The organism is Endozoicomonas sp. ALC013, assembly GCF_049310205.1.
Lineage (GTDB): Bacteria > Pseudomonadota > Gammaproteobacteria > Pseudomonadales > Endozoicomonadaceae > Endozoicomonas.
The window spans coordinates 1-15,417 of sequence record NZ_JBLYNS010000126.1 but is presented as its reverse complement, the minus strand read 5'-3'; the positions used below and the strand labels follow the sequence as shown (position 1 = coordinate 15,417).

Sequence of the window (15,417 nt, the reverse complement as noted above, 5' to 3'; positions counted from 1 at the left end):
GGACAGGCTCCTAGCCACAACCTTTCTTGCCCTGTGTACAACCTTTGCCTACGATAGTATTACTATTTCAATATAGTAATACAGAAAGAGGTGTGACGTGCATAAATTAACGACCAAAAGACAAGTGACTATTCCTCAAAGTATCTGCCAAAAGCTCGGGCTAAAACCAGGCGACTTTATACAGGTTTTCGAGCGCGATGGTGTGGCACATTTGGTAAAGATGACCTCCGACGACCTTTCTGGCACCATCAAATTACCTGGTGATACCCATCAACACATAACGCGAGAGGACACCAGGAAGGCCATCAAAAACAAAACCGCCAGAAAATTCGCGGGCGAATCATGATTGCTGTTGATACAAATGTGCTGTTGCGTTATCTGATAGCGCCAGTCGATGCCCGTAACCCGCCCTGGCAAGCGAGAGTGGCGGCTGAAACCATTAATTCTGCTGACTCCGTTTACCTCTCAGACATTGTCCTGGCCGAAACCGAGTGGGTGCTGGAAACCGTCTTTGAATTAACCAAAGCAGAAATACACTCCGTTCTCAAACAGCTCGCCAGTAACACCCGGTTCATTTTTGAAGACTGGAGTGCCCTGCAGAGCGCGCTTATGGATTACAGCGAAACTCCAAAAGTGGATTTCTCTGATTGTCTGATTGCCCGACGTGCCACCAGCAAAGGCTCCCAAACGCTCTACAGCTTTGAAAGCCGCAAAAAGCTGGGGGCTTTATCCATCGTCACCACGCTGGTAAAGGAGCAAGTTGGGAGTGACTGATGAACGCCTCCTGCTCCCCGTAAAGCCACCCTTTAAAAATGAAAGACCCGGCCACGGTTTGCTCTCTTCACTTTTTAAAAAGTGGGTGTCCTTTTTCTTTTCTTTTTCTTTTCACAGAATTGTCATATTCAAGCTCTATATTTGATTCCCGGAAGTCAAGCAAGGAGGCTCACGCCTCAGATCAACCTTTGATAGCCCTTAAAGATGAGAAGGCGCTGTTATTCGAACAGGGCGCGTAAATCCTGGAGAGCAAATGATGAAAATAACAACACACGTAACGGCATTTAAGCGAGTCCTGGCTGTGTCTGCTACCGCAGCGCTGGCGTTGGCCAGTGGTGCTGCCATGGCCAGCCAGCTGGATCCATCCCTGCCAAAGTACAGTAAGTCCAGTGGCGTGTCCGGTAACCTGTCCTCCGTGGGTTCAGACACGCTGGCAAATCTGATGACGCTCTGGGCCGAAGATTTCAAGCGCATTTATCCCAATGTGAATGTTCAGATTCAGGCGGCGGGTTCTTCTACTGCACCTCCCGCTCTGACCGAAAGTACCTCAAACTTCGGCCCCATGAGCCGGAAAATGAAGGACAAGGAGCTGGAAGCATTTGAGAAAAGGCATGGTTACAAGCCAACGGCGATTCCTGTGGCGATTGATGCGCTGGCGGTCTTTGTTAACAAAGATAATCCCATCAAAGGCCTGACCATGGCCGAAGTGGATGCGATTTTCTCGTCAACCCGCAAGTGTGGCGCAGACAGTGAAGTGAAGACCTGGGGTGATATTGGCCTGAGTGGATCCTGGCAGAACCGCTCTGTGCAGCTGTATGGACGTAACTCGGTATCCGGCACTTATGGCTACTTCAAGAAGAAGGCCCTGTGTAAGGGGGATTTTAAAAACAGTGTGAATGAGCAGCCAGGTTCCGCCTCGGTGGTTCAGTCGGTTTCTGCATCGCTGAACGGTATTGGCTATTCTGGTATTGGTTACAAAACCTCCAGTGTGAGAACCGTTGCACTGGCGAAGAAAGAAGGCCAGTCCTTTGTCGAGGCGACGCCGCTGAATGCGGTTGATGGCAGCTATCCTCTGTCACGTTTTCTGTACGTGTATGTGAACAAGCAGCCTAACAAGCCACTGTCTCCCCTTGAGCGCGAATTTGTTAAGTTGCTGCTCTCGAAACAGGGGCAGGAAGTGGTTGTGAAGGATGGTTATATCCCACTGCCAGGCAAGGTGGTTGATAAATACCTGGCTAAGCTCGGACTGGATAATACGACGATTGCCAGCAAGTAATGTGATTGCTGAGTGGAGATAAAGCCACTGTCTTCAGTGGCTTTATTTTTTGGTTAGCCCTTCAAAGGATACGCATTAATTACAGAATCATTGCCGCGATCCAGGCAAACAGGATCATGGGAATGTTGTAGTGCATAAACGTTGGAATAACGGTGTCACGGATATGGTCGTGCTGGCCATCCACATCCAGCCCGGCGGTTGGGCCAATGGTGGAGTCGGAGGCTGGAGAGCCTGCATCACCCAGCGCGCCGGATGCACCAACAAGCGCTGCGGTTGCCAGAGGTGAAAAGCCGAGGGCCAGCGCCAGTGGGACATAGAGCGTGGCAATAATGGGAATGGTTGAGAAGGAAGAACCAATGCCCATGGTGATCATCAATCCAACAAGCAGCATCAGCAATGCGGCCAGTGCCTTGCTGCCATAAACCAGCTCTTCAACCATGGCCACCAGGGCAGGAATATCCCCGGTTGTCCTGAGTACTTCGGCAAAGCCAGAGGCAGAGATCATGATAAATCCACACAGGGCCATCATTCTTACACCCCGGGCAAAGACATCATCCGCTTCCCGCCAGTGCACAATGCCGCCGAGGATCATCATCATAAAGCCTGTGGCTGCACCCATGGCCATGGAGTCGGTGAACAGTTGCACGCCGAGTGCCGCCGCAATGGATACCAGGGTAATCAGCACGGCCTTTGGCTCCATGGATGGCTGCTCTTCCTTAGCGGTTTTCAGGGCGCTCTCTGCAATGTGGTAGTGGCGGGGTTTACGGTAAGTCCAGAACACAGCCACAAGCAGACCAATAAACATGCCGAGTACCGGTAGAGCCATGGCCGATGGCATCAGGTCAGGGTCAATGTTCAAGCCATTATCGTTGAGGTTGCCCGCCAGGATCTGGGTCAGGTAGATATTGCCGAAACCAATGGGAACCAGCATATAGGTGGCGATCAGACCAAACGACAGGGTGCTTGCTACCGCCCTGCGGTCCAGCTGTAAGGAGCTGAAAACACCCAGTAGCGGTGGGATCAGAATAGGAATAAAGGCGATATGCACAGGGACCACATTCTGGGAGGCAAAGGCCATCAGCAGAATGCTTCCCAGGATTGAGATCCTCAGGCCAGCTGTTTTGTGGGTCTTGGCTACCCTCTGAATAATTCGATCGGCCAGCCACTGGGGAATCCCGGATGCGGATATAGCCATGGCGAAGGCACCCAGCATACCGTAGCTGATGGCGATGCTGGCACCACCCCCCAACCCTTCGGCAAAAGCGGACAGTGTGGCATCAAACCCCAGTCCACCGGCAAGACCTCCACCAATAGCCCCGAAAAAAAGGGCAAGTACAACGTTTACACGCAAGACACTCAAGGTCAGCATGATGGCAACAGCCAAAATGACAGCGTTCATAGTAATCCAGTTTTGTGTTCTTTTGAGTTATAAGCGGTTTGCGATACTTCAATCCACAGCATTATCCACAGCACGATCTATAACAGATCAGTCTATAGCAGATCAGTGCAGAGCTCGTCAGGAGCTGTCGCATTCCTTGATTGGTTGTGCCTTGAGCTCTTTTTTCTAGTTGTAAATTAATATATTACACATTGAGGCTAGAAGCTCAGGCGATAAAAGTAAATGTATTCGATCAGGGTCGAATCAGCCGTTCAATGGTGATGATGGTGTCGGTGGGCATGCAGGGAAGGGATCATGGAAAGGGCAGAGCTACACTGTTCTGATTGGGTGTCAATACCGGGTATTGTTAGCAGATTTCTGGGTAACATCGTTATTTTCTCTGATCATGATGCACTTTCAACAGGTCTGTAGGCTCGGTAATTCAGGCTTACAGCCGTTATTGGCAGCCACTAAATTACATTGATCTGTTGGCCCGGGCAATGATTTTTTCCCGGTGTCACATTACTGTCATATTGATTCTGTAAGTTACGGGCATGATTTAATCAGACTTGCGCCATGTATCAAAATTCGATGGATAACAGCCCGGGTATTGATTTCAATACACCGGCACTAAAAAAATATCGTTCCCTGCGCTTCTTGAAAGACCGTCTTGCCCGCTGGGGGGTTGCCTCCGGTGGTCTTGGCGTGATTGTGGCGATTCTCCTGATTTTCTTTTACCTCCTCTATGAGGTCCTGCCGCTATTTAACCGCGCTGAGATTACCCGGGTTGCTTCATACCCATCGGCCCTGACTTTTGTTGATGAGCCAGTTGCTACAAAAAAAGCGCCGATATTTCTCGCTGTTGAAGAGCAGGCCGAAGTGGCCATGCAAGCAGAGGCTTCCGGTAATCTGCGTTTTTTCTCCTCCCAGACCGGTGAATGGCTACAGAATGAGTTGCTGCCAATACCTGCGGGCAGTGAGGTGGTCAGGGTGGTCAGGGATGCTGCTGGTTCCAATCTGATGGCGGCCGGTCTTACCAAAGGTGAGGTCATACTGTTTGATCAGGGCTACAGGATTACCTGGCCAGATGACCGCCGGAAGATCACACCGGAAGTCAGCTACCCTTATGAGCGGCAGCCTTTTGCCATCAAGGACTTTTCGGCTCCGGTTGCACAACTGGCCATCAGTGACGGTGAGGAAAAGCTGTTGATGGCCGCCAGCAGCAATAACCAGCTGGTGATGGAGGTTGTCCATAAGGAAGCGGATTTTTTAACCGAGTCCATCACTGTTGAGCAGCAGTCCGTCGCCCTGCCGGTGATCAGCGGACTTTCTGCGCAGGGTGGCCTGGATATCCGCCAGTTGCTGATTGATCCGGAACAAACCTGGCTTTATGTCCTCAGCGGCAGCAATCAACTGACGGTGATCAATATCAGCGATATTGACCGTCCCTATATCCATGAGACGCTCAACCTGACCGCTAAGGGAGTGGAAGTTACCGCGATGACGTTTCTGTTGGGCGGGGTGTCCCTGCTGGTGGGTGACTCAGAAGGCAATATCGCCCAGTGGTTTATGGTTCGTGAAGATGGCCGTCTGAATTTGCACAATATTCGTTCTTTCAGCCTCGGCAGTGACCCCATCGACAAGATTGTTCCGGAGCATCGGCGCAAGGGCTTTCTGGCGTCGGATGTGAAGGGTCAGGTTGGTCTGTATTACACCACGGCAAACCGTTCTCTGCTGGTGGAGCCATTGGCTGCGGGTCGAATAGATCAAATGGTCGTAGCGCCAAGAGGCAATTATCTCATTCTGGCCAGCCAGGGTGAGACGCAATTCCTGAAAATCGACAATGAGCACCCGGAAATATCCTGGTCTGCCCTGTGGGGTAAAGTCTGGTATGAGTCTTACAATCAGCCGGATTACATCTGGCAGTCCTCGGCATCAAACAATGATTTCGAGCCCAAGCTGAGCCTGATGCCACTGTCGTTCGGGACGCTCAAGGCGGCGTTTTATGCCATGTTGCTGGCAGCGCCACTGGCCATTTGTGCGGCTATTTACACCGCCTACTTTATGGCTCCGGGCATGCGCAGAAAGGTAAAGCCGGTGATCGAGCTGATGGAGGCCCTGCCTACGGTCATTCTTGGTTTTCTTGCCGGGCTCTGGCTGGCCCCGCTGATTGAAAATCAGCTGGTGGGTATTTTTGCCCTGTTGCTCTTTGTGCCAGCGGGCATCCTGATGTTTGCTTTTGCCTGGGATGGCTTGCCTGCAACGATACGTCACCGGATTCCTGACGGTATGCAGGCCGGATTGCTGGTGCCCGTGGTATTACTCAGTGGTGCCCTGGCCATGTCGCTCAGTTCCAGTCTGGAACTCTGGCTGTTTGACGGTGATATGCGTACCTGGCTGACCACCGAGCTGGGCATTCCCTACGACCAGCGTAATGCCCTGGTGGTAGGACTGGCCATGGGTTTTGCCGTTATTCCAACCATATTTTCCATTGCGGAGGATGCGATATTCAGCGTACCCAGGCACCTGACCTATGGTTCCCTGGCGTTGGGAGCCACACCCTGGCAGACCCTGACCCGGGTGGTTCTTCTGACCGCCAGTCCGGGTATTTTCTCTGCGCTGATGATCGGTATGGGAAGGGCTGTGGGTGAAACCATGATCGTGCTGATGGCCACAGGGAATACGCCCATTATGGATGCCAATATCTTTGAGGGCATGCGGACGCTGGCGGCCAATATTGCGGTTGAGATGCCAGAGTCTGAAGTGGGCAGTAGCCATTACCGAATTCTCTTTCTGGCCGCACTGGTGCTGTTCCTGTTTACCTTTGTGGTGAACACGGCGGCGGAGATGGTGCGTCATCGACTTCGTAAGAAATACAGCTCGCTCTAAGAAGGGAAAGAGGATAAGAAATGACTATGAATAATTCCCTTCAAAGCCCCGGAAAACGCTCTGTTGGTGCATGGATTAACAGCGGTGCTCCCTGGGTCTGGCTAAATGCCGGTGCGGTTGCCATCAGTCTGGTTCTGGTGATCGGGCTGCTGGGGTTGATCGCTGTGCGCGGGCTGGGGCACTTCTGGCCGGGCCAGATTATGGTGGCTGATTACCAGCCTCCGGGGCAGGCCGTCCGAATGGTTGCCGGAGAGATTACTGACAGTGAAGAAGTCCCCGCAGCCCGTTTGGAGTCGTCCGGCCTTGAGGTGGTCAACGGCCAGGAGCTATATACCCGTGTTCTGTTGAAGCAGGGCAATCGGGACCTGAGTGGTGCTGACTTTGTCTGGATCGTCGATGAGTGGCTGAGTAATCGCCAGTACCCTGAAGACATCATGGTGCTTGAACGTCGTGAATGGGGCAATTTCTACGGCTTTCTGGAGTCTGTTCAGGAAGATGGTGTCACCGTTGCCAGTGGTGAATCGGCCTGGACCGTTTTCAATAAGCGTTTGGATCGGGCGCTCACGATTTATCAGGCAATCTACCAGATTGAAAAGCACGACATTGGCTCAATAAACGCCGCAATAGAACAGCTGCGTCTGGCCGAGCGTCGTCTGGAGCTGAGCGGTGATAGGGACCCTGTCCGTCAGGCAGAGATTCAGGCTGAGCGAAAACAGCTGAATCAGGAATATCAGCAACTGGAAAACCAGCTGGGCGATCTTTACCGGGCGTTCAACCGTGACAGCTTTGTGGCCAGAACCGTTGCTGGTCAAACCCTGGAACAGCCAATCAGTAAGGTGGTGCGTGCCTATCAGCCCAATGCCCTGTCACTGACCGATAAAATAGGTTTTTATTTTGACAAGGTCAGTGAGTTCATTCTTGATGATCCCAGGGAGGCCAATACCGAAGGCGGTGTCTTCCCCGCCATCTTTGGCACAGTGATGATGGTGATTCTGATGTCCATTATGGTGACCCCTTTCGGTGTTATCGCTGCCGTCTATCTGCGAGAGTACGCCAGTCAGGGCTGGATGACCCGGGCCATCCGGGTGGCAGTTAATAACCTGGCGGGGGTTCCCTCCATCGTTTACGGTGTGTTTGGTCTTGGTTTTTTCATCTACTTTGCCGGGGCAAAAATCGATAATCTGTTTTTTGCTGAGGCCCTGCCATCCCCCACCTTTGGTACTCCGGGGCTGCTGTGGGCATCCATCACTCTGGCTCTGTTGACCCTGCCGGTGGTGATTGTCGCCACGGAAGAGGGGCTGTCCCGTATTCCCCGCTCCGTTCGGGAAGGGAGTCTGGCCCTCGGTGCCACCAAGGCAGAAACGTTGTGGCGGGTTGTGCTGCCCATGGCCAGCCCGGCCATGATGACCGGTTTGATTCTGGCGGTTGCCCGTGCGGCAGGGGAAGTAGCACCACTGATGCTGGTGGGGGTTGTTAAGCTGGCTCCCAGCTTGCCGCTGGATGGCAACTACCCCTATCTGCATCTTGATCAGAAGTTCATGCATCTGGGCTTTCATATTTTTGATGTGGGTTTCCAGAGCCCGAACGTGGAAGCCGCCAGGCCGCTGGTGTATGCCACTGCGTTGCTGCTGGTGATGGTTATTGCCGTGCTGAATCTGTCCGCCGTTGCGATTCGCAACCGGTTACGTGAAAAATACAAGAGCCTTGAGGACTGAACACGATGTCTGCGGAAGAGCTTTATAACGTCATCGATAGAAAGCCGGAAGGGGATGAAAAAAAGGATGAAAGCCTGAACAAGACTTTGAGTGAGGCTCTTACTGTGAAAACCGCCATAACGTATCCTGAAAACAGCCCTGAGAAGTACGCCAGTGTTACCGCTGATGGTCGTGCTGAACCACCTTCCGCACTTCCCGGAGCTGTTAATCCTGAGTCTCTTGGGCGTGGTCGTTCTGTACTGAACCTTGAGCTTGAACCGACCAGTATGGAGGTGTCTGGCCTGAACTTGTTCTATGGCGAGAAACAGGCGCTGTTTGATGTCTCCATGAAGATACCGCAAAAGCGTGTAACGGCGTTTATCGGACCTTCGGGCTGTGGTAAGTCCACGCTGCTGCGCAGTATGAACCGGATGAATGATCTGGTGGATGGCTGTCGTGTGGATGGGCAGATACGGCTCACCAATGCTTCCGGTGGGCAGCAAAATATCTACGAGAAATCCGTCAATGTGGCTGATCTTCGTCGTCGGGTGGGGATGGTGTTCCAAAAGCCCAACCCATTCCCAAAAAGTATTTATGAAAATGTTGCCTATGGCCTGAGAATTCAGGGCATCAATAAAAAGCGGGTACTGGATGACGTTGTGGAGTGGGCGCTGAAAGGGGCTGCGCTCTGGAATGAAGTGAAGGATCGCCTCCATGAAAGCGCACTGGGCCTATCCGGTGGGCAGCAGCAGCGTCTGGTTATTGCCCGGACCATTGCGGTGGAACCCGAAGTATTGCTTCTGGATGAGCCTGCATCTGCACTCGACCCTATCTCCACTTTGAAGATTGAAGAGTTGATCAATGAGTTGAAGTCCAGATTTACCATTGTGATTGTCACCCATAACATGCAGCAGGCGGCCCGGGTGTCGGATTACACCGCATTTATGTATATGGGGCGGATGATTGAGTATGGCGACACCGACAGGCTGTTCACCAACCCCCGCAAGAAACAGACTGAAGACTACATTACTGGCCGTTATGGCTGAAGAGCTTTCCTGAATCTCAACAGTTTCTGGCAGCCTCCAAGGATTATCCATGCCTAACCAAAGCGATTTGCTGACCCACCACATTTCCCAGCAGTTCAACCATGAACTGGAAGAGCTGCGCAATAACCTGTTGTCCATGGGCGGCACGGTTGAGAAGCAGGTCAGTGATGCCATTGAGTCACTGATCAATGCCGACAGTGACCTGGCCATCGTTGTTTGTGAAAAAGACACCGACATCAACTTTATGGAAACGTCCATTGATCAGGAGTGTTCCAGAATTCTGGCCCGCCGCCAGCCTGCAGCCAGCGACTTACGCCTGGTTCTGGCATGCACCAAAGTGGCCACGGACCTGGAGCGCATTGGTGATGAAGCGGCCAAAATTGCCCGATTTGCCATAAAATTGTCAGAACAGGGGGAAGCACCCAAAGGCTATATTGAAACCCGTCATATTGGCAGTCATGTCCGCCAGATGACTCAGGATGCCCTGAATGCCTTTGCCCGGTTTGATGCAGAGCAGGCCCTTGCGGTGGCTAAAGAGGATAAAGCGGTGGATCGGGAATACAAAAGTGCCACCCGTGAACTGGTGACTTATATGATGGAAGATCCCCGCTCCATTACCCGGGTGTTGAATATTATGTGGGTATTACGCTCTCTGGAGCGGATTGGGGATCATGCCAGAAATATTGCCGAGCACGTTATTTACCTGGTCAAGGGTAAGGATGTCAGACACATTGGTCTTAAACGGATGCAGGAAGAGGTGTTTGATCAGCAGCTGGATGATTGAAGCAGTACTGTCTTTTAATTTAATTGAAATGGTTTTAGGGGAATTAAATTCCCCGGTTTTTTATTTCTGATATGAACACCATTTAAAAATGTGTTTTTCAATTTTTTATTTTTCAATTTTTTATTTTTCAATTTTTTATTTTTCAATTAGCTGTTTGGTATTTTGCGCTAATCTTTAGTTATTAATACCTTTCAGGCAATCATGCTGTTTGTTTCTGAATCAATCTTTTGTAAAAAAACACGGATGAAACAATCAGCAGGTAGCTATGAATTACTCCAGTACCCTTCATGACGGCTGGGATATCCCTGATGAACACCCCGTCAGCAGCGATGACCTTCTTGAATGCCTCGCCTTGTTAACCCGCCATTATGGTAATCCGTATTCACGGGAATCTTTAAAAGCTGGAATGCCCCTTGAGAAAGGCAAATTTACTGCAGAAGTATTTATTCGATCGTCTGAAAGAGCGGGTCTGGCCTGTAAAGTTCATAAGCGGGAGATTGCCGAAATATCTTCACTGGTTGTTCCTGCCGTGTTGTTACTGAATAAACGCAAAGCCTGCATTTTGTCGGATATTGATCATGCAAAAGGCACTGCCCGGATTATTATGCCGGAAACCGGTGAGGGCACGACAACAATCAGTATTGAAGAATTAAATGAATTTTACAGTGGCTATGTTATCTATGTCCGTGAAAAGCATCGTTATGATCGTCGGACCCCGCAGAAATTAACGGTTAAATCCAGACATTGGTTCTGGGGAACTATTCTCGGTTCATGGAGAATTTACCGTGATGTTTTACTGGCATCACTGTTGATCAATATTTTTGTGGTTGCCAGCCCGCTGTTTGTGATGAATGTGTATGACCGGGTGGTTCCCAACCAGGCATTTGATACACTCTGGGTTCTGGCCGTTGGTGCGTTAATTGTTTTCAGTTTTGATTTTATTCTGAAAATGGTGCGCAGCTATTTTATTGATCTGGCCGGTAAAAAGTCCGATATTCTGCTCTCTTCTGCCATCATGGAGCAGGTTCTGGGGTTGAGCATGACGGCTAAGCCCGCTTCTGTTGGTTCCTTTGCGAAAAACCTTCAGGATTTCGAAAGTATTCGAGATTTTATTACCTCTTCAACAGTAACCGCTCTGGTTGACCTGCCCTTCACCTGTATCATTCTTTTTGTGATATTTATGCTTGGTGGCCCGGTGGCTCTGGTGCCTTTGGTAGCGATGTTTATCATCGGTCTATATAGCTTCTTCATTCAGGAACCTCTTAAAAACTCCGTTGAAAAAACACTCCGTTCCAGTCAGCAGAAAAATGCCACATTGATTGAAAGCCTCTCAGGCATGGAAGCCCTGAAAATTGCCCAGGCCGAGAGTGATATTCAGTACCGATGGGAAAAAGCCGTTAGCCATATTGCCACCTGGAGCATTAAAACCAAACTGCTCACTTCTTCTGCCACCAGTTTCAGTGCCTATGTTCAACAAATGGCCAATATAGGCATGGTTATTCTTGGGGTTTATCTGATCTCTGAAGGTGAGTTGAGCATGGGGGGACTGATTGCCTCGGTCATGCTGTCTGGCCGTTGTCTGGCACCCATGGCTCAGATTGCCGGGCTGGCAACCCGCTATAACCAGGCCAAATCGGCTCTGGATGGCCTGAATCAGATCATGGACATGCCAACCGAACGTCATGAAGACAGGGATTACGTGAATCGTCCGGACCTGAAAGGCAGTATTGACTTTGATGGGGTTAACTTTTCCTATCCCGAGCAGGAAATTCAGGCCTTAAGAGATGTCAGCCTGAGCATTAAAGCCGGTGAAAAGGTTGGGATTATCGGGCGAATTGGTTCCGGCAAGACAACCATCGAAAAGCTGATACTGGGACTTTATGAACCGGGAGAAGGCGCAGTTCGGGTTGACGGTGTTGATTTACGACAGATCAATCCCACTGACCTGCGCTCCAGTATTGGCTGCGTTAGCCAGGATATCACACTGTTTTACGGCTCCATTAAAGACAATATCACCCTGGGGGCAAACCATGTTGACGACAGCCAGTTGCTTGAGGCTGCTGAGATTGCCGGAGTAACGGAGTTTGCCAATAAGCACCCTAACGGGCTGGATATGATTGTGGGTGAGCGTGGGCAAAACCTGTCCGGAGGGCAGCGACAAAGTATTGCCCTGGCCCGTGCCCTGCTGATGAATCCACCGATTCTGGTGATGGATGAGCCATCCAGTTCTATGGACAACACCACAGAGCTGCGGATGAAGGAGCAGCTAAAGACCCGGTGCAGCGGCAAGACGTTGATATTGGTTACCCATAAGGCCTCAATGCTGGATCTGGTGGATCGACTGATCGTAATGGACAGTGGACGTATTGTTGCGGATGGACCCAAGGATCAGGTACATGCGGCGTTAAGGCAGGGCAAACTCAAAATAGGATAGGCTGGAATGAGTAGCAGCGATGATAAGGACGTAAAGGGCTCGACAGAGGCACCTGTGAATCAGACTGAACCGTCAGAAGGCCACATTACCAAGTCGGCTGAGTCTGAACAGGCGATATCAGGCCTGGCATATAGTGTTGCTGATGGCCAAGAGCAGAATGCTTCTGAGGATGGCAAGAGGGAGGATTCTTTGGAGAACTCTTTAGAGGCTTCTTCAGAGACCTCTTCAGAGTCGGCTGAGTCAGAACAGGCATTTACTGTTGCTGATGGCCAAGAGCAGAGTGCTTCTGAGGATGGCAAAGGGGAGGATTCTCCGGAGAACTCTTCAGAGACTTCTTCAGAGAACTCTTTAGAAAAGATAGAAGACACAGTGCTACCAGATGATATGGAATATATCTCTGATACCAATGTCGCCATGTTGATAAGAACGCCAAAAGGTGGCCGTTTACTGATATACACTATGCTGCTGGCGCTGTTCTCCTCCATCGTCTGGGCCAGTGTTGCCCGGCTGGATGAAATTACCAGGGGCCTGGGGATCGTCATTCCATCGTCGCGGTTGCAGGTGGTGCAAAATCTGGAAGGTGGGATTCTGGAGCAGATTTTTGTTGCAGAAGGGCAACAGGTGCACTCCGGGCAACCGTTGATGCAGCTGGATGATACCCGTTTCTCTTCCAGCTTTCGGGAAAGTGCCATTGAGTATTACAGTGAGCTTGCCAAAGCGGCCAGACTGAGAGCCGAGTTGTCTGGTGAAACATTGAACTTCCCGGCTGAGTTGGACGACTATCCGGCTTATATGGAGCGAGAGCGGGAAATTTTTTATCAGCGTGCCGACCGCTTCATTGCAGAGCTCAATGTTGCCCGGGAGCAGGCTGTCCAGGCTGAGCATGAGTTAGCCACCACAGAGGATCAGCTGATATTTTTGACCACCAGCTTTGAACTGGGACAGGATGAACTTGAATTGACCGTTCCTCTGGCAGAGCAGGGTGTTGTCTCCAGGGTTGAGCTGATTCAGTTAAGACAGCGGGTGAATGACCTTGAGTCACAAATGCGGAGAACTGAGCTGAGTATTCCAAAGTTACAGGCGGCCTATCAGGAGGCGCTGTCCCGCAAAGAAGAGGTTTTTCAGGAATACCGTGCTGATATTGTTCAGGAACTCAAGGAAACGGAAGTTCATCTGGATCAGTTAGGTGAGTCTAACCATGCCCTTGAAGACCAGGTAGACCGGACTCTGATCAAATCACCCATGGATGGCATTGTTAAGAAAATCCATGTCACTACGCTGGGTGGGGTCGTTCAGCCCGGCATGAGTCTGCTGGAGATTGTGCCACTGGAAGATAACCTGATGATTGAGGCGCAAATTCAGCCCAAAGACATCGGTTTTCTGCGTCTGGGGATGAAAGCAGTGGTTAAGCTGACGGCCTATGACTTTGCGATTTATGGTGGGCTTGAAGGTGAGGTTGAGCACATCAGTGCTGATACCATCAAGGATGAGAAAGGCGAGAGCTTTTATATTGTCCGAATCCGGACTAAAAATAACTTCGTCGGCTCAGAAGATAAACCGCTTATGATTATTCCCGGTATGAGAACCAATGTGGACATTATCACCGGAGATAAGACGCTGATGGCCTATCTGCTTAAGCCTATTCTCAGGGCCAAACAGAATGCGTTGACAGAAAGATAAACAGGATGAGGCTGGTTTTCCGGTGTGATCATAGCCACTGAAGCGGCCAGCCTTACTCAATCATTGTATCCGGTGCGATTCGGGTATTGTGCAGTTGCCACTGATCAATATCTGAGTCTTTGATAATGGTTCCGATAAAACAACTCTGGCTGAAGTGCGCATCGGTCAGGTCGGTATGCTCGATCAGTAAATGATTCAGATGGCACTGGGTAAAGGTGGGTGCCTTTTCCACACTGAAGCAGTCGGTGAAAACGCCTTCATTGAAGCTGACCTTGTTGAATACGGCATTATCCAATTGGGCGCTGGTTAAGCTGACACGTTCCCAGACACACTGAGATATTTCGGTATTGGCCAGACTTACAGACTGTAGTTCACAGTCAGCCATGGTTACTTCATTCATTGTTGCCCCGGAAAAAGAGGGGCCTTCATCAAAACTTTCACACCCTTTGAATGATGCGTTTTGGATCGCCGCATTGTTGAATGACGTTTTGGTCAGGGTACAGTGACGAAACTCCATATCCTGAATCTCTGCCTGTGAAAAATCGGTATTATCAAAGAATCCGTGGATGATATGACTGTTGTATAAACGTATTTTCCGGCAGGAGCTGTTGTGGAAGGTTTGTGCGGTCATATCACAGTTTTCAATCACCGCCTTATCCAGCACGGCATGATCAAAATTCGCTGCTGAGAGGTCGGAATCAATAACCCTGGCATTGGCCAGGTTGGCGTGACGAAGGTCGGCTCCATTCAAATTACAGCCATCCAGAATGCAGTCCCGCAGATCGGTATGGCGAAAATCGGCACCACGCAGGTCACAGTTTTTCCAATAAACGCCTCGCAGTTTGCCGGACCGGAATTTACAGCGCTGCATCAGGCTGTTTTTAAAACGCATGCGCTCCAGATCCCGATGGTTCAGAGATAGCCCGGTAAAGTCGGATTGATCCGGGGCGGTCCATCCGGGGTGGAGACTTTCCAGCAATGCCCGTTGCCGCGCAGCTTTCTCTTTTTCCTGCTCAAATTGAGAAGCCAGCCCTGATGTCTGTTGGACCTGATACTTGCCAACCTCTTTGTTGACCAGAATGCTGTTATTGGCTCTTAAGCCAGAGGTTTGGAGCCCATCGGTATCCAGAATGTTGTGGTTACCCGACGTTGTTGAAACTTTCTTTTTTGGTGAAGACTTCTGTTCTGAAGACTTCGATGATGGGCGTTGTTTCTGTGGCACAGGTGGAAATCTCCGGACAAACTCGTTTCATTCTGAGTCGCCCGGATAGGTTAAAGGTTTAGCCCGGATATTTCATATTAACAGGAGGTATAAATTACCTCCTTTATTTTCAATAAGTTATATATTTATCAAGTGGTTATAAATGCACTTTCGTTCAACCATTGATGGTTATTAATGGTTGTAGGCAGTTTTTTTCGACACCTGTCCACGCTAAAAGCGTCAGGAGTCATGCTCTTTCAA

Annotated in this window: 11 protein-coding genes; 9 read left to right on the top strand and 2 right to left on the bottom strand. The window is 50.4% G+C overall.

Annotation, left to right across the window (positions count from 1 at the left end):
* The first annotated feature begins 97 nt into the window (after positions 1 to 97).
* The 3 genes from ACO6V1_RS18535 to ACO6V1_RS18525 all read left to right on the top strand — a co-directional run bounded on the left by ACO6V1_RS18535 (position 98) and on the right by ACO6V1_RS18525 (position 2,050).
* Positions 98 to 346, top strand: coding sequence for an AbrB/MazE/SpoVT family DNA-binding domain-containing protein (locus ACO6V1_RS18535; RefSeq protein WP_422447723.1), 249 nt, complete (start codon positions 98 to 100; stop codon positions 344 to 346).
* The gene (locus tag ACO6V1_RS18530; protein WP_422447721.1) at positions 343 to 774 is read left to right on the top strand and encodes a PIN domain-containing protein; all 432 of its coding nucleotides are present in this window, start codon (positions 343 to 345) and stop codon (positions 772 to 774) included. Before ACO6V1_RS18535 ends, ACO6V1_RS18530 begins: the two co-directional genes overlap by 4 nt.
* A 256-nt stretch (positions 775 to 1,030) precedes the next feature.
* A complete protein-coding gene (locus tag ACO6V1_RS18525) occupies positions 1,031 to 2,050 on the top strand; it encodes a PstS family phosphate ABC transporter substrate-binding protein (RefSeq protein ID WP_422447948.1) in 1,020 nt (339 codons plus the stop codon).
* Between the two features lie 79 nt (positions 2,051 to 2,129).
* Here ACO6V1_RS18525 and ACO6V1_RS18520 read toward each other — a convergent pair whose 3' ends face one another.
* A complete protein-coding gene (locus ACO6V1_RS18520; RefSeq protein WP_422447719.1) occupies positions 2,130 to 3,449 on the bottom strand; it encodes a Na+/H+ antiporter family protein in 1,320 nt (439 codons plus the stop codon).
* Between the two features lie 555 nt (positions 3,450 to 4,004).
* Between ACO6V1_RS18520 and ACO6V1_RS18515 the strand changes: the two genes are divergently transcribed.
* From ACO6V1_RS18515 to ACO6V1_RS18490, 6 genes are all read left to right on the top strand, one after another.
* The gene (locus ACO6V1_RS18515) at positions 4,005 to 6,317 is read left to right on the top strand and encodes an ABC transporter permease subunit (protein WP_422467972.1); all 2,313 of its coding nucleotides are present in this window, start codon (positions 4,005 to 4,007) and stop codon (positions 6,315 to 6,317) included.
* A gap of 26 nt (positions 6,318 to 6,343) precedes the next feature.
* On the top strand, positions 6,344 to 8,032 hold the full coding sequence (pstA, locus tag ACO6V1_RS18510; protein ID WP_422447715.1) for a phosphate ABC transporter permease PstA: 1,689 nt from the start codon (positions 6,344 to 6,346) through the stop codon (positions 8,030 to 8,032).
* A 5-nt stretch (positions 8,033 to 8,037) separates the two neighbouring features.
* Positions 8,038 to 9,057 carry a phosphate ABC transporter ATP-binding protein PstB gene (pstB, locus tag ACO6V1_RS18505; protein ID WP_422447713.1) on the top strand — a complete coding sequence of 340 codons (1,020 nt, stop codon included), beginning with the start codon at positions 8,038 to 8,040 and terminating at the stop codon, positions 9,055 to 9,057.
* Positions 9,058 to 9,106: 49 nt separating this feature from the next.
* Positions 9,107 to 9,841 carry a phosphate signaling complex protein PhoU gene (gene phoU, locus ACO6V1_RS18500; RefSeq protein ID WP_422447711.1) on the top strand — a complete coding sequence of 245 codons (735 nt, stop codon included), beginning with the start codon at positions 9,107 to 9,109 and terminating at the stop codon, positions 9,839 to 9,841.
* A 265-nt stretch (positions 9,842 to 10,106) separates the two neighbouring features.
* A complete protein-coding gene (locus ACO6V1_RS18495) occupies positions 10,107 to 12,275 on the top strand; it encodes a type I secretion system permease/ATPase (RefSeq protein ID WP_422467970.1) in 2,169 nt (722 codons plus the stop codon).
* 6 nt (positions 12,276 to 12,281) lie between these two features.
* The gene (locus tag ACO6V1_RS18490; protein ID WP_422467968.1) at positions 12,282 to 13,955 is read left to right on the top strand and encodes an HlyD family type I secretion periplasmic adaptor subunit; all 1,674 of its coding nucleotides are present in this window, start codon (positions 12,282 to 12,284) and stop codon (positions 13,953 to 13,955) included.
* 52 nt (positions 13,956 to 14,007) lie between these two features.
* Here ACO6V1_RS18490 and ACO6V1_RS18485 read toward each other — a convergent pair whose 3' ends face one another.
* On the bottom strand, positions 14,008 to 15,177 hold the full coding sequence (locus ACO6V1_RS18485) for a pentapeptide repeat-containing protein (RefSeq protein ID WP_422467966.1): 1,170 nt from the start codon (positions 15,175 to 15,177) through the stop codon (positions 14,008 to 14,010).
* Between the last annotated feature and the right edge of the window lie 240 nt (positions 15,178 to 15,417).

Excerpts from the sequence above, each read along its gene's own strand:
- ACO6V1_RS18530 (WP_422447721.1), top strand. The coding sequence starts at position 343 with ATGATTGCTGTTGATACAAATGTGCTGTTGCGTTATCTGATAGCGCCA.
- ACO6V1_RS18525 (WP_422447948.1), top strand. The coding sequence starts at position 1,031 with ATGAAAATAACAACACACGTAACGGCATTTAAGCGAGTCCTGGCTGTG.
- ACO6V1_RS18520 (WP_422447719.1), bottom strand. The coding sequence starts at position 3,449 with ATGAACGCTGTCATTTTGGCTGTTGCCATCATGCTGACCTTGAGTGTC.
- ACO6V1_RS18515 (WP_422467972.1), top strand. The coding sequence starts at position 4,005 with ATGTATCAAAATTCGATGGATAACAGCCCGGGTATTGATTTCAATACA.
- pstA (WP_422447715.1), top strand. The coding sequence starts at position 6,344 with ATGAATAATTCCCTTCAAAGCCCCGGAAAACGCTCTGTTGGTGCATGG.
- pstB (WP_422447713.1), top strand. The coding sequence starts at position 8,038 with ATGTCTGCGGAAGAGCTTTATAACGTCATCGATAGAAAGCCGGAAGGG.
- phoU (WP_422447711.1), top strand. The coding sequence starts at position 9,107 with ATGCCTAACCAAAGCGATTTGCTGACCCACCACATTTCCCAGCAGTTC.
- ACO6V1_RS18495 (WP_422467970.1), top strand. The coding sequence starts at position 10,107 with ATGAATTACTCCAGTACCCTTCATGACGGCTGGGATATCCCTGATGAA.
- ACO6V1_RS18490 (WP_422467968.1), top strand. The coding sequence starts at position 12,282 with ATGAGTAGCAGCGATGATAAGGACGTAAAGGGCTCGACAGAGGCACCT.